The 19,210-nt window shown below is 57.2% G+C and carries 19 protein-coding genes; 12 read left to right on the top strand and 7 right to left on the bottom strand.

The features are described from left to right. Window positions 1–108: 108 nt before the first annotated feature. A complete protein-coding gene (locus tag GFS31_RS18420; RefSeq protein WP_198806184.1) occupies window positions 109–1,038 on the top strand; it encodes a diguanylate cyclase in 930 nt (309 codons plus the stop codon). Here GFS31_RS18420 and nadC read toward each other — a convergent pair. Beyond that, the gene (gene nadC / locus GFS31_RS18415; protein ID WP_198806183.1) at window positions 1,009–1,878 is read right to left on the bottom strand and encodes a carboxylating nicotinate-nucleotide diphosphorylase; all 870 of its coding nucleotides are present in this window, start codon (window positions 1,876–1,878) and stop codon (window positions 1,009–1,011) included. The two genes, GFS31_RS18420 and nadC, sit on opposite strands and share 30 nt — an antisense overlap. Before the next feature lie 625 nt (window positions 1,879–2,503). Between nadC and GFS31_RS18410 the strand changes: the two genes are divergently transcribed. Then, window positions 2,504–2,785, top strand: a complete 282-nt coding sequence (locus GFS31_RS18410; protein ID WP_198806182.1) for a 4a-hydroxytetrahydrobiopterin dehydratase — start codon at window positions 2,504–2,506, stop codon at window positions 2,783–2,785. A gap of 199 nt (window positions 2,786–2,984) precedes the next feature. Here the strand turns inward: GFS31_RS18410 and GFS31_RS18405 are convergent, their stop codons facing one another. After that, window positions 2,985–3,626 carry a hypothetical protein gene (locus GFS31_RS18405; RefSeq protein ID WP_198806181.1) on the bottom strand — a complete coding sequence of 214 codons (642 nt, stop codon included), beginning with the start codon at window positions 3,624–3,626 and terminating at the stop codon, window positions 2,985–2,987. Between the two features lie 541 nt (window positions 3,627–4,167). Beyond that, a complete protein-coding gene (gene queA, locus GFS31_RS18400; RefSeq protein WP_198806180.1) occupies window positions 4,168–5,259 on the bottom strand; it encodes a tRNA preQ1(34) S-adenosylmethionine ribosyltransferase-isomerase QueA in 1,092 nt (363 codons plus the stop codon). 112 nt (window positions 5,260–5,371) lie between these two features. Here queA and GFS31_RS18395 point away from each other — a divergent pair, with 112 nt between their 5' ends. Then, window positions 5,372–5,761 carry a hypothetical protein gene (locus GFS31_RS18395; RefSeq protein ID WP_198806179.1) on the top strand — a complete coding sequence of 130 codons (390 nt, stop codon included), beginning with the start codon at window positions 5,372–5,374 and terminating at the stop codon, window positions 5,759–5,761. A gap of 114 nt (window positions 5,762–5,875) precedes the next feature. Here the strand turns inward: GFS31_RS18395 and GFS31_RS18390 are convergent, their stop codons facing one another. Then, the gene (locus GFS31_RS18390) at window positions 5,876–6,553 is read right to left on the bottom strand and encodes a dihydrofolate reductase family protein (protein WP_198806178.1); all 678 of its coding nucleotides are present in this window, start codon (window positions 6,551–6,553) and stop codon (window positions 5,876–5,878) included. Window positions 6,554–6,632: 79 nt separating this feature from the next. On the opposite strand from GFS31_RS18390, the gene ggt reads away from it, so the two are divergent. Beyond that, window positions 6,633–8,213 (top strand): gamma-glutamyltransferase, encoded by a 1,581-nt coding sequence (gene ggt / locus GFS31_RS18385; protein ID WP_198806177.1) that lies wholly within the window; start codon window positions 6,633–6,635, stop codon window positions 8,211–8,213. A gap of 7 nt (window positions 8,214–8,220) precedes the next feature. Here the strand turns inward: ggt and GFS31_RS18380 are convergent, their stop codons facing one another. After that, entirely contained in the window at window positions 8,221–9,120 is a 900-nt protein-coding gene (locus GFS31_RS18380; RefSeq protein ID WP_198806176.1) for an alpha/beta fold hydrolase, read from the bottom strand. Between the two features lie 162 nt (window positions 9,121–9,282). Here GFS31_RS18380 and GFS31_RS18375 point away from each other — a divergent pair, with 162 nt between their 5' ends. From GFS31_RS18375 to GFS31_RS18355, 5 genes are all read left to right on the top strand, one after another. Next, a complete protein-coding gene (locus tag GFS31_RS18375) occupies window positions 9,283–10,758 on the top strand; it encodes a hypothetical protein (protein WP_198806175.1) in 1,476 nt (491 codons plus the stop codon). 896 nt (window positions 10,759–11,654) lie between these two features. Beyond that, entirely contained in the window at window positions 11,655–12,311 is a 657-nt protein-coding gene (locus GFS31_RS18370) for a MarC family protein (RefSeq protein ID WP_198806174.1), read from the top strand. A gap of 84 nt (window positions 12,312–12,395) precedes the next feature. Beyond that, complete coding sequence (locus GFS31_RS18365) at window positions 12,396–13,799, top strand: TldD/PmbA family protein (RefSeq protein ID WP_198806173.1); 1,404 nt, start codon at window positions 12,396–12,398, stop codon at window positions 13,797–13,799. A 64-nt stretch (window positions 13,800–13,863) separates the two neighbouring features. Beyond that, window positions 13,864–14,112: an addiction module protein gene (locus GFS31_RS18360; RefSeq protein ID WP_198806172.1), complete on the top strand. Its 249-nt coding sequence runs from the start codon at window positions 13,864–13,866 to the stop codon at window positions 14,110–14,112. Next, window positions 14,109–14,417, top strand: coding sequence for a type II toxin-antitoxin system RelE/ParE family toxin (locus tag GFS31_RS18355; protein ID WP_225907497.1), 309 nt, complete (start codon window positions 14,109–14,111; stop codon window positions 14,415–14,417). The genes GFS31_RS18360 and GFS31_RS18355 overlap by 4 nt, the downstream gene beginning before the upstream one ends. 51 nt (window positions 14,418–14,468) lie before the next feature. Here the strand turns inward: GFS31_RS18355 and GFS31_RS18350 are convergent, their stop codons facing one another. Beyond that, window positions 14,469–15,377 (bottom strand): hypothetical protein, encoded by a 909-nt coding sequence (locus GFS31_RS18350; RefSeq protein ID WP_198806170.1) that lies wholly within the window; start codon window positions 15,375–15,377, stop codon window positions 14,469–14,471. A gap of 289 nt (window positions 15,378–15,666) precedes the next feature. Continuing rightward, on the bottom strand, window positions 15,667–16,668 hold the full coding sequence (gene pheS / locus GFS31_RS18345; protein WP_198806169.1) for a phenylalanine--tRNA ligase subunit alpha: 1,002 nt from the start codon (window positions 16,666–16,668) through the stop codon (window positions 15,667–15,669). Window positions 16,669–16,745: 77 nt separating this feature from the next. Between pheS and surE the strand changes: the two genes are divergently transcribed. The 3 genes from surE to GFS31_RS18330 all read left to right on the top strand — a co-directional run bounded on the left by surE (window position 16,746) and on the right by GFS31_RS18330 (window position 19,032). After that, complete coding sequence (surE, locus tag GFS31_RS18340; protein WP_198806168.1) at window positions 16,746–17,576, top strand: 5'/3'-nucleotidase SurE; 831 nt, start codon at window positions 16,746–16,748, stop codon at window positions 17,574–17,576. A 92-nt stretch (window positions 17,577–17,668) separates the two neighbouring features. After that, on the top strand, window positions 17,669–18,535 hold the full coding sequence (locus tag GFS31_RS18335) for a DUF1963 domain-containing protein (protein WP_198806167.1): 867 nt from the start codon (window positions 17,669–17,671) through the stop codon (window positions 18,533–18,535). 59 nt (window positions 18,536–18,594) lie between these two features. Then, complete coding sequence (locus GFS31_RS18330) at window positions 18,595–19,032, top strand: secondary thiamine-phosphate synthase enzyme YjbQ (protein WP_198806166.1); 438 nt, start codon at window positions 18,595–18,597, stop codon at window positions 19,030–19,032. The last annotated feature ends 178 nt before the right edge of the window (window positions 19,033–19,210 follow it).

The raw sequence follows: 19,210 nt of genomic DNA, 5'->3' as shown, positions 1-19,210 counted from the left end.
TTGTCCGTGGGGAGATTCAGCACCCATGCGCCCCGTCCCTGTCAGAGCGATAATACCTCCCCGGCCCACCGCTCCTCTCTGTCCCTGCGTCTTTCCCCTTCCCCTGCCATGCCGAGCGACCCGCCATCCCCAAATTTTGAGCAACAAATCAAAACTTTGCAGGCAGAGAATAATCAGCTGAAGGATCAGCTTCGTGATTTAGAAGTTGTGATTCAAATTATGGCCGATCACGGCAGTTTCATTGAGGCGGAACTCCAAACGGCCAATAAAAGACTCCAGCTTGAAATTCGAGAAAGAAAGCAGGCCGAAGCTCGTCTGCAAATGTTAGTGGCCGCTATTTCCCAGCGCAATGTTGATTTAGAAATCATCCTCGACACCCTGCGCGAACATGGGGATGCTATTCATGATCAATGGCACGCCAAAGTTCAAGAAGCGAATCATATTGCCGGGGTAGATAGCCTCACCCAAATTCCGAATCGCCGCCGTTTTGATGAATATTTGGCGGAACAGTGGCCATTGATGACCGATCAACAGTCCCCCATTTCGCTCATTTTGGCCGACATTGACTATTTCAAACAATACAACGACACCTACGGCCATCTCCTCGGCGATAGCTGTCTCACCTACGTGGCCCAAGCCCTGCAAAATAGCGTCAATCGCCCCACGGATTTGGTCAGCCGCTATGGCGGGGAGGAATTTGCCGTCATTTTGCCAGACACGGATTTGTCCGGTGCCCTCGCCCTGGCTAACCAAATGCAGGCCGCTGTGGCCCAGCTTCAGCTTCCCCACGCCAGTTCCCAAGTGAGCCACTACATCACCCTCAGCCTGGGGGTGGTGAGTGTGGTGCCGCAGGCTGGTCAGGCATCCCATCGGCTGGTGGCGTCCACGGATCGGCAGCTTTACCGGGCCAAGCAGGAGGGGCGCAACCGCATCATGTCCGGCGAGAGTCTGGATCCTGAGCAGGCAACGGCGGATGGGGGATTGGCTGAGGAGGCTGACTCTAGCGACCTACTCTACCATCCGCATACTGAGGTCTAGCCAGGGGGCGCGGGTGATGGGGGCGCTGCTGGAGATAAAATCCACCCCCGTCTCGGCGATGGGGCGCAGGGTATCGAGGGTGACGTTGCCGGAGGCTTCGATCCTAATGCGGGGGTTGGCCTGCCGAATCATCTGCACCGCCACGGCCATCAAATCGGGCGGCATATTGTCGAGCATGATGATGTCTACTCCGCAATCCAGGGCTTCGTTGACCTGATCTAAATCTGAGGTCTCCACTTCGATATTGAGGGTGTAGGGAATCGCTTTTCGCACCTGTTCCACCGCCGCCCGAATGCCCCCAGCAGCGGCGATGTGGTTGTCTTTGATCATCACCGCATCATCCAGCCCCAGGCGATGGTTGCAGGCTCCGCCCACACGGGTGGCGTACTTTTCGAGCAGGCGCAATCCGGGGGTGGTTTTGCGGGTATCCACAAACTGGGTGGGAGAGTCCGCCAGCGCCTCCACATACTGCCGCGTGGCCGTGGCAATGCCGCTCAGTCGCATGGCCAAGTTCAGCGCCACCCGTTCCCCCATCAGCAGGGTGCCCAGCGATCCCCGCAGCTTGGCCACCACGGTTCCCGGTTCACAGAATGTGCCCTCGGCCACTTGGGGATCAAACCTCGACGCTGGATCCAGCAAGTGAAACACCCGCGCCGCCACGGGCAACCCAGCGATGATCCCCGGAGCCTTGGCCACCCAGATCGCCTCCCCCGGTCGCCGCGCCAAGTCCCCTAGGCCCGCCGTAGACCAATCGCCTCGGCCAATGTCCTCTTGCAGCCAGCTTTGCAGGGGGGGATCGAGCAGAATGGCGGGCAGAGAAAGGGGTAAATCGGAGGGCATAAACAAAGTCCATGGTGAAATGCGTTGTCTTGGCCCTCACCCTAAATCCCTCTCCCAAATTGGGAGAGGGACTTTGAAGTATCCCTCTAGCTCCCCTCTCCCCGTGGGAGAGGGGCTGGGGGTGAGGGCCAAGCCTGATTTCAAGATAGATGAGGTTTGGGACTAATTTTTTACGTAACAACGGGTAAAGTTCTACCACAGACAAAAAGACTGTGCTACCTTAACCACTAATGCTGACAAGTCCAGCAGGAGAACCCTTGAGATTGTACCCTTTAGTCCTTCAGGAGGTGATGCCCATGCAAGAGAGTAGTAAACGTATGGGTCTTCAGGTTAACGATAGCCGGCTGTGCGCCGGGGCCGTTCTCTAAGACTCAGTGTTCGCCTAGCGAACTAAGCTTCTGAAGCTGGCTGATAAGGGTTCCTCCCGGCAGTCAGGTTTAACCGAAGATCCAGCTAGACCGCCCTCGCCTTTGAAGAGTTTCTCTTCCCCAGGCAGGGCGGATAGTCTTTTAAACGGGGTGGCAGACGTTAAAGCCTGGGTGAGTACCTCTAGCCCCATCGCTGTCACGGGGATCGCTAGGCTGGAATGCTTTAGGATCAGGGCGTAGCGTTATGAAACCCCACCATGGCCACCCTACTCAGCGCCGATGCCATTCAAGCCAAGCTTAGCGACCTGCCCGACTGGAGCCTCAAGGGCAAGGCAATTACCTGCACCCGCACCTTCAAAAACTTCATTGCGGCGGTGGATTTTGTAAACCGCCTCGTCGAACCCGCTGAGGCCGCAGGCCATCATCCCGACCTCTCCATTTCCTACAATAAGGTCGTGATTGAAATGACCACCCACGATGCGGGTGGCCTGACGGAAAAAGATTTCGCCCTGGCCCAAACGATTTCAGCGATTGATTAACCTGTGCCGCGAGATCCCAGGGTTCTAAGGTTGGGTGAATTCTAGGCCGTCGCCCCTGGATCAAGCACCCTGGGATCGGTCTCGGTAGCTCAGCCAAATTCGGCCCCAATTCAGCCTAAATTCGGATTCATGATCTCCATGGAGTGGAAGGGCGAGGAGACCTCGCCCCTAAGGGGTTGGCATCTGGGGATCGCTGGTTTTACCAGTCACCGGACATGACGGCTAGGGTATCTCCGGCTAGGGTCATCAGGGCGATGGGCAGAGATGGGCCTTGTTCTTGGCGGGGAAACTGCACCAGTTGCAGCCCCGATTCGGCGGGTTCCACCGTCATCACGTAGCGATCTTGCTGCCACTGCACCGCCAGCAGACGATGATTCATCAGCCAGACCTCCGCCAAGGTGCCCTGGTTGATGGCCTCTGGCTGGGTGCCTTCGTAGCAGGCCCAGGTTTGATCCACCACCGTCCACAGCCCTGAGAGATAGAGGGGATCGGTGCGGGCGCTGAGGCCGTAGGTGGTAAAGGAAAAGATTTCATGGCTCCACCAGTCTTTGGCCACGCTCAGTAACGGCTCAGACTGTAGCGCAGCACCGTACTGGGGGATCGTTTGCAGGTGCTTTTGCTGGGCTTGGGGCGAGGGCCGTTGCCAGTGGGGCAAGTCTAGGCAAACCTCCACCGGGAGAGCATTGTCTAAAAATTGGGGATCAACGGATTGCGCCTGGGCCACCGATGGGGCCATGACCGATAGGGACGTCGATTGATTCAGACCTCCCGCTGTACTTATCATGGCTGCGGTCATCAACGCTAGGGAAAACGGTTGAGCTACGGTCTCAAAAATAGCCATTGATTTCAGTTGTTTAGGAAGTTAACTATAGAAGTGGAGAGGCAGAGCACCTATAGATGAATGGGCGTTCATCGAATGAAACGATCAACGCTCATCTAGGAAGCGCACGATCTTGCTTTGAAGTTAGGCCGCCAAAAGTAGAGCCAAGTGTGACTTGACCCCAGCCTATGGACGGTGAATCTGTAGCATTCAAAACGACCGATACCGTCGTGGCCTCAGCTTCAAAGGCAAACGCTCTGTATCGCAGACGAACTATGCAAAACCAAACTATGGGCTTGTTCTAGCGTCGGCTACCCATCGCTGATGATGATTTTGGCGGGCAATTCATCCATTGGGATAGGCTTCCCAACCCCTAGCCAGACCCATCCCAGAAGCAATTTCTAGGCGGCAGCTACGGCATTGCTCGTCAGTAAATCAACACAATACTAAGATAGCGGTTTCGGTTCAAAATTTACGCCCCTAGGAAGTATTTTTTGGAGAATTTTTAGAATTTACTGAGCCACCTTTAACCATGCCCCTAGGCTAAGCGGATCCCCGCTGCCTAAATGACTCTCGCCTCCGGCAAAATCAGCATGGCATCGCCAAAGGAGTAGAACCGATAGGACTCTTGGATGGCGGTTTCGTAGAGGCTGAGCAGCCGTTCCCGACCGATTAAGGCGCTGACCAACATCATCAGGCTGGATCCAGGCAGGTGGAAGTTGGTAATCATGCCGTCGATGACCCGGAACTGGTAGCCGGGATAGATGTAGAGTTCCGTTTTGCCCTGGAGGGGTTCTAGCGATCCCCCTTGGGCAGCTCCCTCTAGGGCACGCACAACGGTGGTGCCGACAGCAATCACCCGTCCGCCGTTGGCCTTGGTGGCCAGAATTTTCTCCACGGTGTCGGCAGGGAGGTCGATCCATTCGCCGTGCATTTTGTGTTCCAGAATGTTCTCGGCTTCCACAGGCCGGAAGGTGCCCACCCCCACATGGAGGGTCAACTGGGCACGGGCAATCCCCCGCTGGTCTAGCCCCTCAAACACTTGGGGAGTGAAGTGCAGCCCTGCGGTGGGTGCGGCCACGGCTCCGGGCGTTTCGGCGTAAATCGTCTGGTACTGCTCTGGGGAAGCGGTGGTCTCGGTGATGTAGGGGGGGAGGGGGACATTACCCAGCCGCTCAAACAGGGCATAGAGGGATTCGCCGGGGGGCTGGTTTTCGCCAAACTCGAACCGCAGCAGGCGACCGTTGGTGTCGGGATCGGTCTCTAGGACGTGGGCGATGAGATCGGGCTGCTGGGGATCATGGCCAAAGTGGATGATGGCCCCCGGCTTGAGGCGACGACCGGGTTTCACCAGCGCCAGCCATTGGTGATGGCCCTTCTCCTCCAGCAAAAAGACCTCCACCTTGGCCCCCTCCGGCTTGTAGCCCAGCAGGCGGGCGGGGATCACCTGGGTATTGTTCACCACCAGCAGATCCCCCGGTTGCAGCAGGTTGGGTAGATCATAGAAATTCTGATGGCGGTGACTGGTGCAGGAATCGACCACCAACAGCCGAGACGTATCCCTTGGTGTAACAGGATTTTGGGCGACGCGCTCCGGTGGCAGGTGGTATTGATAGGCGGAGAGGGAGTAGTCGAGGGAGTCGGATTCGGGCATAGGTCAGAAAGGTTGGGGGTATACACCCAGGTCAGGACGGGGGGAATGCCCCTAACGGAAAGGGGGCCTGGACGCAACAATAGAAATGTAGCACCTGGTCAAAGGTCATCCGATGGAATACACCTACTATCTCGCGAACGCTAGCCTGACTCTCCGAGTGGTCGAGCATTTGCTGGGCACCCCCAGGCTACCCCTCGAATTTATGACGGTGATCCATCAGATCGACGGCTGGGTCATTCGCATCAAAATGAATGACAGCCTTTGTGCTGACGACTCCGAAGATTTTCGGGCCTACATGAACGAACTGGGGATCGCCTACGATCCGGGTATCCGTGTTCGCATGGCCCTGTGGGGTCTCGAAACAGGCCAGTCTCCCGTAGATGTGATGCGCCGCTACCAAGTCGCCATCGTGTCCCACGGTCGGCCTGATCGGGATGAAATTGAAGCCTTCCGCCGCCAGTTTGTGATGGGGCTGGGCTATTGCCCCGAAACCCTGGCCTAGGGTTCCTGAGATTGAGTCGCTCTGGTTTGATGATTGGGATGCTATTGTTCTGCACGCTCTGAGCGAATAAGTTTGTCCGGTTCAACCATGATGCAATCTCCGCAGAGGACGGTCTTAGGGCTGTCCTTTTTTGTGGGCTGGGTCTGGATCTAGCAGGGCGCGATAGACTTCCATCCCTTCGGATTGTTCATAGGATTCATCGTCTTCTACGGCTTCGATGAGGTCGGCAAGGGCTTCATCTTCTCTGTGAATGGCATACCGGAGTTCTGCCAGACCAGGGCCGAGGTGCCGCACCGAACTTAGGGATAGCTGGGGGCTGAGTACCCGTCGGGGAAACAGGGGTTTGCCGCCACCCAAGGTCACTGAACCAATCTGAACGATGATCTCGTCGAGGAGTCCGGCGTCGTAGAACTGGGCCGCCAAGTCGCCACCGCCCACAATCCAGAGATTTTTCCCTGCCGCTGCGGTCTGCATAGCGTGGTGAACGGGGCGCACATCCCCCTGCACAAAGTGAATTTTGGCCCCAGCGATGGTGGGCAATCGGCGACGGGTGAACACCCAGGCAGGCTGCGTGTAGGGCCAGGGAGATCCGGTTTCGGCCATGACACTATCGCCGTGGCGCAGAATCCAATCGTAGGTGGCCGATCCCATGGCCAGGGCTCCCACCTCCGCCACAAAGTCGGGATAGCTAGAATCTTGGGGATCGCCGAGGGGAAAGAGCCACTCTATCGAGTCGGCCTCGGTGGCGATGAACCCATCGAGACTGCTGGCTGTGTAGTATTGGGTCTTCATGGGTGCAACGAGGGCAAAAATTGACAGCGGCGCGAAAAATCCGTTTGATTAGCACATTCCTTATCTTCCACCATCTGCCATGGCCGCTGCTTCAGTTCAATCGGGTCGAGGGGTGATTGCAGCGGGCCATCCGCTGACGGCAGAGGCGGGGGCGGAGATGCTGCGCCAGGGGGGCAATGCCTTTGATGCGGTGGTGGCGGCGGCGTTTGCGGCCTGTGTGACCGAGTCGGTGTTGACCTCCCTCGCCGGGGGTGGGTTTCTGCTGGCCCACACCGCCGAGGGCGAAAACCGTCTGTTCGACTTCTTTTGCCAAACGCCCCGCCACAAGATCCCCGCTGACCAAGTGCAGTTTTTCCCCATCCAGGCTAACTTTGGCGACACGGTGCAGGAGTTTCACATTGGCCTGGGCTCCGTGGCGGTACCGGGGACGTTGGCCGGATTATTGACGGTACACGAACAACTGGGACGCTTGCCGCTCAAAACGGTGATGGCCCCCGCCCAGCACTGGGCCACCCAGGGAATCACGGTCAACGGGTTTCAAGCCTATTGCTACCAGCTCTTGGCCAGCATCCTCACCGCCACCCCCGCCGCCAGCGCCCTCTACGCCCCTCAGGGCACCTTGCTGAAGGAAGGGGATCGCTTGTACCTGCCTGATTTTGCGGCCCTGTTGGATCAGATCGCCCAGGACGGAGCCGACCTGATGTATCGCGGCCCCCTAGCTGAGCAGATCGTTCAAGCCAGCGAACGCCAGGGCGGCTATCTGAGGATGGACGACTTACAGCAGTACCCGGTGATTGAACGCCAACCCCTCGCCATTCCCTACCGCGATGCTCTGTTGCTGACCAACCCACCCCCTAGCTCTGGCGGGGCACTGATCGCCTTTGCGCTGGAACTCTTGGCCACCGCCGACCTCACCGAGCACCGCAGCCCTCGCCACGTCGCTACCCTGCGGGAGGTGATGCGCCTCACCAACCTGGCCCGTCAGGATGGCTACGATGCCCATCTGTATCGCGATGACGTTTTAGAAGAGTTTCTAGGCTCTCCACACCTCGCGCCCTATCGTCAGCAGCTACTCGACGCCCTGCAACCGACGACCCTCAACAAATGGGGCAGCACCACCCACATCAGCGTTATCGATGGCGAGGGCAATGCCGTCAGCATGACCACCTCCAACGGCGAAGGTTCCGCCTACGTGATCCCCGGCACCGGGGTGATGCTGAACAACATGCTGGGCGAGGAAGACCTCAACCCCAACGGCTTCCACCAGTGGCAACCCAACCAGCGCATTTCCTCGATGATGGCCCCGACCATGGTGCTGGAGCAGGGCAAGCCTCGGCTGGTGCTGGGGTCAGGCGGATCCAACCGCATCCGCACCGCCATTTTGCAGGTGGTCTCCAACGTGCTGGACTTCGGCATGGATATTGAAGCCGCCGTTACCGCTCCTCGGATCCACTGGGAACGGGGATCCTTCCACCTCGAACCGGGCTATGACCGCTCAACCCTAGAACAGCAGGGCATTGGGGCCGAGGACGACTGTACCTGGTGGCAAGCGCCCAATATGTTCTTTGGCGGTGTCCATGCCGTCGGTCGTTCAGAAACCGGAGACTTTTCTGGCATTGGCGATGCCCGCCGCAGTGGAGCCTGCGTGATTGTGGAGTAGCGCCAGCCTACGCCCCTAACCCGATCACCCAATCCCGCAGCAGGCCGTTTACCTGGTCGGGCACTTCGTCGTGGGGGCAGTGGCCTGCTTGCAGGTAGTGCTCGGTCAGGGCGGGGTAATACTGACGGAATTTGGCCCCCTTGTCGCGGCAGTTCATCCAGGGATCGCCCTCGCCCCACAGCATCAGCAGGGGGCAGGCCATTTTTTGCAGCAGTTCGTCCACCTTTTCGCCCTGGCGGGATTTGAATACCGAGGCGAACACCTGGGGTGCGCCCGGATCGCAGGAGGGGCGGCGGATGTCCTCCACCAGTTCGTCGGTGATGGCGGACTTATCCACATACACCTGATTCAGGGTGCGGCGAATCACCGAGGGCTGGCGTACGTACTGGAACAACAGCCAACTGGGCAACGGTTGCAGCATCACCGATTGGATGAACTTGGCCACGGGGTTGGGCTTGGCAGCGGGGGCTGAATCGGAAGCTGAGTCCGAAAATGGCCCCGCACTGTTCAGCAACACCAGCCCAGCGGCGGATTCGGGATGGTTCGCCGCCACGCAAAGGGAGGTATATCCCCCCAGGGAGTTCCCGGCCAGCACCGTGGGACGTCCGATTTTTTCCTGGATAAATTCATGCAGTTGGGCCTGCCACAAACTGCCGCTATAGTCCCAGTTGGGCTTGGCAGAACGCCCAAACCCCAGCAGGTCGATGGCCCACACCTCAAAATCCGCTTGCAGACCCCGGATGTTTTTGTGCCAGTGGTCGGTGGAAGCGCCAAAGCCATGCACCAACAGCAGCGGCGGACGGCTGGGGTGCGGCTCCCCCGCCACGACGTAGTGGATGGCCTGGTCTCGCCAAGTCCAGTACTGGCTGGGGGCGCGGTAGGCGGTGGCGGGGAGGGTGGCAGTCATGGCGGGGATTACACAGGGATGAGAGGTTACAGAGTGATGCTGCGAGAGGATTTTACAAAACTTAACCTAAATAGTAGCGAATCTGGGGCACCATCGCCGCCCAGGTGACAAACCGACCAATCCGGGGCATTGTGGCATTGAAATAGGTGGAGTTCAGAGGCTATGGCAGCGCTATCTCGTCCTCGGTCAGCGACAAAGAGTCGGCAGTTTTCTAAGTACGATGCGCGGCGGGCAGGGGCGCGATGGTTCGAGCGGTTGATGGCGTTGATCGCGATGGCAAACCTGGGCCTAGTGGTGTTGGATTTGAGCTACATTCCCATGCGAGATCTGTACCTGCGGTTTCTGCCCAGGGCCACTACTTGGTATGGCGAAACCTTTAAGGGCATTGAGCCCCACCGCTTCACCACCCACTATCTAGATACGGTGGCCAAGCTGGAGCAACAGGTAGCGCTGACGGGGCTGACCTCTCCCCAGGCCCAGGAGATTTTGGCGGATTTGCAGCAGCAGAGTGCGGCCATGGTGGCGGAAAATCCGTTTCAGTTGGCGAATCGATCCGGTACCCTGGAGCAGATTAAAAACGACATGCGGGATCGGATCGGGCTGGAGTCGGCCACCGAGTCGTTTACCACCTTTTGGAGCTATGAGCACCTGAGCGAGGCGGGTTTTCCCCAGGAAATCGCCTTTTTCCACAGCGAGGTGCGGCCTCGGATTGAAACCAACTTTTTTCGCAGTTTGGCGGTACATGGCGGCTTTACTGACCTGTTTTGGCGCATTGATGTTTGGTTTAATCTCCTATTTGCGGTAGAACTCCTGGCCCGTAGTTTTTACCTGGGGCGGCGCTACAAAAACTTCACCTGGCGCGATGCCATGCTCTGGCGCTGGTACGATCTGCTGCTGATCATTCCCTTCAGTGCCCTGCGGATGCCCTGGCTGGCCCTGTCCCGTGCGATCCCCGTCGTCATTCGCATCAACCAGTCCAACCTGATTGACCTAGAGCCTGTCCAGCACAGCATCAGCCGCTTTGCCATCAGCCATGTGGCCGTTGAAATCACGGAAATTGTGGTGCTCCGCATCATCGACCAAATGCAGTCGCTGATTCGGGATGGTAGCCTGTCTCAAATGCTGCTGCGCGACCAGGGCAACCGCCGCTACATTGATGTCAGTGGCGTCAACGATTTGGAAGTGCTGGCCCAGCGCCTCGGAACCCTCACGGTCTACAGCGTATTGCCCCAACTCAAGCCCGAACTGGATGCGCTGCTGAAGCACACCGTCACCACGGCCTTTGATCAGGCCCCCGGTTATCAAGGATTTCGCCAACTGCCGGGGCTCGGCAACCTGCCCGACCAAATTGCTCAGCGGGTGGTGGCCCAACTCTCTACCAACGCCTACGGTGTGCTGAAGGGTGGCCTAGAAGACCAGGAAGGCGTTGCCCTCACCCAATCGCTGGTGAAGAAGTTCACCGATACCTTCAAACGGCAGATCCAAGAAAGCGAAAACCTAGAGGAACTGGAAACCCTGCTAGTGGACTTTTTAGAAGAAGTGAAACTGAACTATGTGAAACGGCTAGCCTCCGAGGACGTGGATCGCCTAATTGAGGAGCGCTACCAAATCTACAATGTCACCCAAACCGAGGCGTGATCCCTGTTTGTCCCAGTCAGTTAGGGGGAACGGCGTGGAGCCCAACTCTGCCAAAGGAACTCTGCCAAAGGTTCTGGGATCCTAAACACATCCTTTAGCTTCCATGAGAGTAACCCTTAACCGAAAGATAAACTTTAGTATCATTCCCTAGCAGTGGTTCTAGAAAGCGCTATGGTAATAACAAGAGGTGAGGCAAGCCTCCCTCCCACATCGAATAGTTCAGTCCCCGTTAAATAGGAGGTTGTTATCTCGTTAACGTCTGAATCTATCTCGCACAACAACGCAGCCTTTCCGTTTCTCGGCTGATATTTCCTCCCCTAATCCCTAGAGAGCTCTGCATTAGATACCCAGAGACGCAACAACCTTTACGACGGTATCGACCCATCTTTACTTAGTTGAAACCTATTTGAGGAAATCCCTCACATGGCATTGGGAAGGCTGTAGATACATCTTTTCTCTTGAAGAGATAGACCGCCTTTGTTCATGGTTGAAAAGTTCAGTCTTCTTGATTTCAGGAGGTTGTTACTTCGGATACATCTCAGTCTATAGCTTCAACGTCAGCCCTGCCCTACTTCACGCTACTGATGTTTCTACCCCTAGCCTGATAGAGAGCCCTGCATTAGATACCTAGAAACGTAACCATCTCTTCACGACGGTATCGACCCATCTCTAAAGTATCAGTCTCTATGTGAGAAGGCATTCCTAAGTAGCTGGTCTGGGCACTGCTGAGATCCTCAGTGGTTCACTTTCATTGTTTCGATTTCGTTCAACTCATTTTCGTTTGATTTCCGTCTAGTTTGTAGAATAGCTCCGACTCTGATTTCAGGGTTGGGGCTGTTCTTTTGTCTTTTAGCTCAAATTCGCTATACATTTAAGGCAGTTGTTGTGCTGCTACCATGCCGATTATTCTGCCGCTGTTTGCCAAGGCATTTCTCACCCTCTTTGTTGTGATTGATCCGGTGGGTCTAGTGCCGCTCTACCTAGCCCTTGTGCACGACCGATCCGAGGAGGAGCAATCACAAATTGCGATTCGGGCGGTGGTGGTATCGGCAATCATTTTGCTCGCCTTTGGGTTGGCAGGAGCCTACGTGCTGCACAACCTCGGCATCAGCCTGCAAGCCTTTCAAATTGCGGCAGGAGTGCTGCTGTTTAAAATTGCCTTAGATATGATTTTTGTCCACCAAGAACGCGAAACCCAGGCCGAAGCCAAGGAAGCCGAATCGCGCCAGGATGTGAGTGTGTTTCCTTTGGCCATTCCGCTGATTGCTGGCCCCGGCAGCTTGGCGAGTATCTTAGTGCTCTCACGCGAATCCACCAACTATTACCTAGGGTTGAGTGTGGTATTGGCGGCGGCGGCAGTGGTCATTTTGCTGTGCTATATTTTTCTGCTTTTATCTCGACCGCTTGCTAAGGTCTTAGGCCAAATTGGGATTAATGTGGTGACGCGAGTTTTGGGGGTTTTGCTGGCAGCTTTGGCGGTGCAATATATGCTGGATGGCCTGCTAATTCTGCTGCAACTGCCCCCGGCCCAAGCCTTTGGATTGGATAGCTAAATCGGGACGAATAACCCGGTAAGCCAGGGTTGGGAGAGGCCAGCCCAGTGCTACAGTAAGGCAGGCTTTCGATTCCCTAACGCCATGGCATTTTCCATCGATGACGCTAAGACCTGCCTAGACGAGCTTTGCGCCACCTGGGGCAAACGGGTCGATTACCTGGCCATCCGCCTAGAGCAATCGGAGGGCACCGATATTTTTCTGCGCGGCGGCACCATCGAAACCCTCAGCGAGGGCTTGGCGATTGGGGGCCATGTGCGGGCCTGCTACAAAGGCGGCTGGGGCTTTGCCAGTTTTAACGATTTAGCTGAACTCGCGGCCCAGGTGGAGGATGCGGTGTCGGCGGCGCGGATGGTCGGCCAAGACGAAACTCTGCTGGCTCCGGTGGATCCGGTGCAGGTGGTGCAACGTCTCCCCCTGACGGGCACCGACCCCCGCCACATTTCCCTGGCCCGCAAAAAAGACCTCTGTCGCCACTACGCCGACCTGTTGCAGAGCATCGACGACCGCATTGCCACCACCTCCGTTCGCTACGGCGACATTACCCAGCGGGTGCTGCTGGTCACGTCCGAGGGCAGCCACATCGATCAGGCGTGGTCGGATATGGAAATGCGTTTTGCCGCCACCGCCCGCGATGGGGATCAGGTGCAAACCGGGCGCGAAACCACCGGATCTCGCCGCGCCTACGAGGATTTGGAGGGGCTGGATCAACAGGTAATGGCCTCCGCCAAACGTGCCGTGGATGCCCTGGATTTACCCACCGTGCGCGGAGCCGCCTACGAAGTGGTGATTGACCCGATTTTGAGCGGGCTGTTTGTCCACGAAGCCTTTGGCCACCTCTCCGAGGCCGACATGGCCTACGAAAACCCCGACCTGCTGGAGGCCATGAGCATGGGCCGTCGGTTTGGCCCAGAGGCACTGCAAATTTTTGACGGAGCCTCCCCCCAAGGCCATCGGGGCAGCTATTTCTACGACGACGAAGGCACCCCCGCCACCACCACCCAACTGATCCAAGACGGTGTGTTGGTGGGGCGGCTGCATTCCCGCGAAACCGCTGGCAAACTGGGCGAAGCACCCACCGGAAACGCCCGCTGCCTCAACTACCACTACTCGCCCCTGGTGCGGATGACCAACACCTGGATTGAGCGCGGCACCACCCCCGTCAACGACCTGTTTGCCGACATCAAGGAAGGCGTCTATGCCCGCAACTGGCTGGAGGGGATGACCAACGGCGAAATGTTCACCTTCACCGCCGGGGAAGCCTGGATGATTCGCAACGGCGAACTGGCGGAACCCGTGCGGGATGTCACCCTGTCGGGCAATGTGTTTCGCACCTTGGCGGATATTGTGGCCATCGGCGATGACTTTTATTGGGACGAATCCGGCGGCTGCGGCAAGGGAGGGCAAAATGGTCTGCCCGTGGGCTGCGGTGGCCCCAGTCTGCGCATCAAAAACGTGGTCGTGGGTGGCGAAGCGGAGGAGTGGTAAGGCTGGCGTTCAATCCTCGCGCTTGGGGCTGACGCAATCCCCCATTTTTACCTCTACAGTTTTGTTGGGAGTCGCATTTTTCAACATGGACGGCATTTTGCTAATCGAAGAAGCCCTCAAGCTCTCTCCCTTTGAGCGAGCCCAGTTGATTGATGCTCTCTGGCAAAGTCTCGATTCCTCGGATCAAGGGGCTATCGATCAAGCTTGGTTAGAGGAGTCTCAGGATCGGCTTCGTGCCTACCGCCAAGGTGACATCGAAGCGGTGGACGGTGAGCGGTCGCTGTCAGACTTAAAGGAAAGACTCTCCCGGTGAAGCCCTATCGCTTTTTGACGCCTGCCCTCGTGGAAGCAGAGATGGCGTCTCGATTTTACGAGTCCAATCGCCCCGATCTAGGCCGTGAATTTCTAGATGAACTGGAGGCCACAATTCAACGCATTGTGGCAAATCCAAAAGCGTGGCAAGTGCTGGATCAGGACGTTCGTCGCTGTCGATTGAGACGGTTTCCCTACGGCATCATCTATACCCTTGACGGTGAGATGGTTATCATCATTTCGATTATGCATCTTCATCGACAGCCTTCTGCTTGGCGCAAAAATCTACCCACGGACGAGCCCTAGCATCTGAGAAGAACCGTGTTGATTGTCATTTTCTAGGCTTTTCCTAAGCGGTCAAATCACCGCTTCTGCCGGGAGGAAGGATCGGCAGGCCATCACCGGGGAAGAATCGACGCCGTGGAGGGGGCAGAGGTCTCGGTGGCAGAGGCGGCAGTGGGCGGTGAGGGATCGCTGCAACCCGCGTGGATTGCTGAGGCTGACGTTTTGGCGAAGGTAGCCTTCAATTTCGAGTTCTGTCAGATCGGGGGCGATGAGTAGTGCTTGGGAACCGTTCAGTTCGCGGCGGGCGCGGTTGAGGCGGGTGAGGTTTTCGCCAAAGCTGAGGCTGTCTTGGTGTACCATCACCGGAACCGCCTGGGACTGGCTGCGGAACCCGTGGGGCCGATCCTGGGCGTAGTCGTCCTTGAATTGCAGGGTGAAGGTGCCATCGGCAAAGCAACGGCTGCGGATGTGGCGCTGGAAGGGCACGGTCAAAAAGCCCTCTGGGCCAAGGGCATACCACCAGGAATGGTGCCAAGCCTGGGAGGGAAGTTGCAGAATTTGGCGGATGTGGTCAGCGTCGAATCCGGCCCGCGCCAAGAGGTTCACGGCCTCGGAGGGGGCGACATTTTCGGCTAGGGTGGCAAGGTCGGAATGGCAGTGGGTAACGGACTGGTACTCGGTGTGGGTGTGAAATTCCGGCAGGGGCGGCACCTCCGGCCCAGACCCCGCTAGGACGCAGTGAATATGCTCGAAGGTGAGGACGCCATCGATGCTGTACTGGGGATGATCCCGTAGTGGCACCCCCACCTGAATGCTGATCGCCCCAATTTCGTAGGGTTGGGCGAGGGTGGGCAGGCTATCGGTTAATAACGCCCGCAGGTAGACCTCATCGGCGACTGCTAGGGCCAACTGGGCGGTGTGATGGGTTGGAACATCCCCCTGACGCCGCTGCTGAAACGGGTTGAGCGAAGACTTGACCATGGCAAGACCACCCGCCGAAAATGACTGGTGTTCCTGTTCTATCAGTAAGTTCCCCTAGACGGAACCCCCTGCCCAGAAACGTTGCACAGGTTTGTAGACCGCAACGAAGCCGTCATAGTTTGTTACGCTTGGGCGACTTGAACCCGGTTGGAGAATTTATCAAACGTTACCCAAAAGAGACTGCACGATTTGGTAGATATCATCTCGTAGCGCAGGATTTTTAATATCCATTGAACGGTTATTTTCGCTCGGTCGAATGTTGGCGGGAACTCGCCTGAGTTGCCCCCCCTTAAAACTGCCGCAGGAAGCGCAGATCGCTGGAATACAGGCGGCGGATATCGTCGATTTGGTGCTGCACCATGGCGAGGCGCTCGACCCCTAGGCCAGCGGCAAACCCCGTGTAGACATCGGGGTCGTAGCCCACGGCTTTGAGCACGTTGGGGTCGATCATGCCGCAGCCCAGCACCTCTAGCCATTGCCCCTGCCACTGCACATCCACCTCGGCGGAGGGTTCCGTAAAGGGGAAATAGCTGGGGCGGAAGCGCACGGGCAGGTCGCCATAGAGGGCTTCCAAAAACACTTTGATGGTGCCGCGCAGGTCGGTGAAGGTGATGTTTTTGTCTACCGCGAAGAATTCGATCTGGTGGAAGACGGCAGCGTGGGTGGCGTCTACGGTGTCGCGGCGATAGCAGCGGCCAATAGCCACGGCCCGCAGGGGCGGTTCATGGCTTTGCATGTAGCGAATTTGCGTGTTGGAGGTGTGCGTCCGCATCAGGTCGCCGTTGGGCAGGTAGAGGGTGTCCTGCATGTCGCGGGCGGGGTGGTCGGGCAGAAAATTCAGCGCCTCGAAGTTGTAGTAGTCGTTTTCAATTTCCGGGCCATCGGCGACGGTGTAGCCCAGTCCCACAAAAATATCCACAATGCGGTCGATGATGCTGTTGATGGGATGCACCCGCCCCTGGGGCCAAAACACCCCCGGCATGGTGACATCCAGGGTTTCGGTCGCCAGTTGGGCTTCCAGTTTCGCCATTTCCAGGGCGGTTTTAGACTGCTCTAGCTGGCCTTGAATCAGATCCTTCACCTCGTTGGCCAAGGCCCCAATGCGGGGGCGATCCTCGGCGGACAGTTTGCCCATGCCGCCCAACACCTTAGACAACTGCCCCTTTTTGCCCAAATAGCCCACCCGCAACTGCTCCAGGTCGTCGAGGGTGGCGGCGGCGGCAATGGCCTCCTGGGCGGCGGCTTTTAGCGCCATCAAATCCGATTCTAGGCTGGTGGGTGCAGTGGTCATCCTGGGTTACGCGGTGCGGGACTATAGTACAAAGATGGCTAAGCTTTGACTATTTTAATGGGGTATGGGTCAACTGCATGAACATCCTAGTCAGTAACGATGACGGCATTTTGTCGCTGGGGGTGCGCACCCTCGCCACAACCCTCGCCGCCGCTGGGCATCGGGTCACGGTGGTGTGCCCCGACCGAGAGCGATCCGCTACGGGCCACGGCCTCACCATGCACAAGCCCCTGCGGGCCGAACCCGTCACCGAGATTTACCCCGCCGACATCGACGCCTGGGCCTGTTCGGGCACGCCCTCAGACTGCGTGAAGCTGGCCCTAGGGGCACTGATGGACACCCCGCCCGATGTGGTGGTCTCCGGCATTAACCACGGGGCCAACCTAGGGACGGACGTGCTCTATTCCGGCACCGTCTCCGCCGCCATGGAAGGCACGCTGGAAGGAATGCCCGCCATTGCCGTCAGCCTCACCAGCTACAGCGGCGGCAACTTCGACCTGGCCGCCGCCTTTGTGCGGGATTTGCTCGGCCCCGATGGCCATCTGCCCCTGTCTCCGGCGCTGCTGCTGAATATCAACGTCCCCAATCTGCCCGCCACCGACATCAAAGGGGCCAAAATCACCCGCCAGGGCATCCGCCGCTACCACGAGCAATTCGCGAAACGCACCGACCCACGGGGCAAAACCTACTACTGGCTGGCCGGAGAAGCTATAGAGGACGTCGAAGACCCCGCCGCCCAGTTGCCCTATCCGCCCCATCTACGGGACGACCTTCTGGCCATCTCCACGGATGTCCAAGCCATCCAAGACGGCTACATTTCGATGACGCCTCTGCAATACAACCTCACCGCCATCCCAGAACTGACGACTCTCAGCCAATGGCTTCCTCCATCGGTTCCTACGGCCTAAAATGGCCGGAATCGATCACTGGGTGAGCCACTATGTCACCGCCCTCGGCCCCTCTCGTTGGCCGGAATAGGACACGGTAGGTTTTCCTCAGATTGGCTATCATCGGTACCATAAAGAATAACGCTGGGCAGGAAACCATGATTGACCCCCCATTGATCGCGAAAATCCCCGACGAATTTTCCGCCGTTAAGCCTTTCCTAGAACAAAATCTTCTACCCTACATTGCCTTCGATTGCGAATCGGAAGGCTGGATTGATAGCGCCACCGATTCAGACCTTTTACCTCCTTGGGCAACCAAACTAGGCGGATATCCCTATTTGCCCAAAACGATGGACTATCCCAAAGATCCCGAAACGGATCGATTCCTCATGTTCCTGGGGCAAATAGATTGTGCAGACGTACCCGACCTTCAGGGGTTTAATTTCCCCAAACAAGGGTTGCTGCAATTCTACACAGGATACATTGTCCCCATGGGGGAATGGGGGGAAACGCAACACCACATTCGATACTTTCCTGAATTTTCTAAAGATCCAGAAACTCTGATTACCGACTTTAGCTTCTTGGCCGAAGAGCGTAGCTTCAATAATTGGTATGATCAGGTTTATCGCCTGAGTTTTTCCATTGAACAGGATGTTTTCTTTGATTATCGCACCTCCACATTTCCAACCTTTCACCCCCTGGATGAGCCCCCGGAATTAGAGGCGCTATGGGAGGAATTCTACTATGAGTGGTTCTATGAGCAATCTGAACACATGGCCCTGAAAGGCAGAGGGAAGGTAGGAGGATATCCCGAAGTTCATTCCTATGTGCCAGAAACCTTGGAAAATGCCGAAGGACAACTTTTGCTAGAGTTAGATCACCCCGATGATGATGGGGTCTTCTTCTACTTTTTCATTGATCCCGCTAAACTCAGTCAGGCTGATTTTAGTGAGGTGAGTTCCTATGTGGTCGCCTCCTAGTCGATCCTCGCCCAGCCAGATAGACGAGAGCCATACCGCGACAACCAGGAGGGCCACCCATGACCGCTGACACCGCCATCACTCGACACCATCAACAGATGCTCACCCTACGCAGCCAGGGCAAAACGCTCCTACGGTTTACGTCCCAGGTGCAGGAGGTGGTGCGGGCTTCGGGGATAACGACGGGCCTATGTACGGTGTTTTTGCGCCACACCTCGGCCAGTTTGATTATTCAAGAAAACGCCGACCCCGATGTGCTGGCGGATTTGGAAACCTTTCTGTCGCGCCTGGTGCCGGAGGGCAACGGCTATCGCCACAGCACCGAAGGCCCAGACGATATGCCCGCCCACATTCGCACGGTGCTGACCCATACCTCCGAAACCATCCCCATTATGCAGGGGCGGCTGGCCCTAGGCACCTGGCAAGGGCTCTACCTCTGGGAGCACCGGGCACGAGGCTCGACCCGCGAGGTTGTCGTTCATGTCACAGGGTACTAGGCCGATGGAAACTAGGTCGATGGAGCAGGCTAACCTCAGGGCATTGGAGGCGTAGAGTTGTAGGGTTCCTGCGTGAAGCCATGCCCCTTGATGCCAAAAGAAGTCGGCGATTGAAAGAAGTTGGCGATTGGTGGATGATGCCCTTCAACCTTGAATTGACCCCATTGATCCGTTGGTG

The organism is Leptolyngbya sp. BL0902, from assembly GCF_016403105.1.
Lineage (GTDB): Bacteria > Cyanobacteriota > Cyanobacteriia > Phormidesmidales > Phormidesmidaceae > Nodosilinea.
Note: the sequence above shows the minus strand (reverse complement) of the source record. Positions and strands in the feature narration are given on the sequence as shown.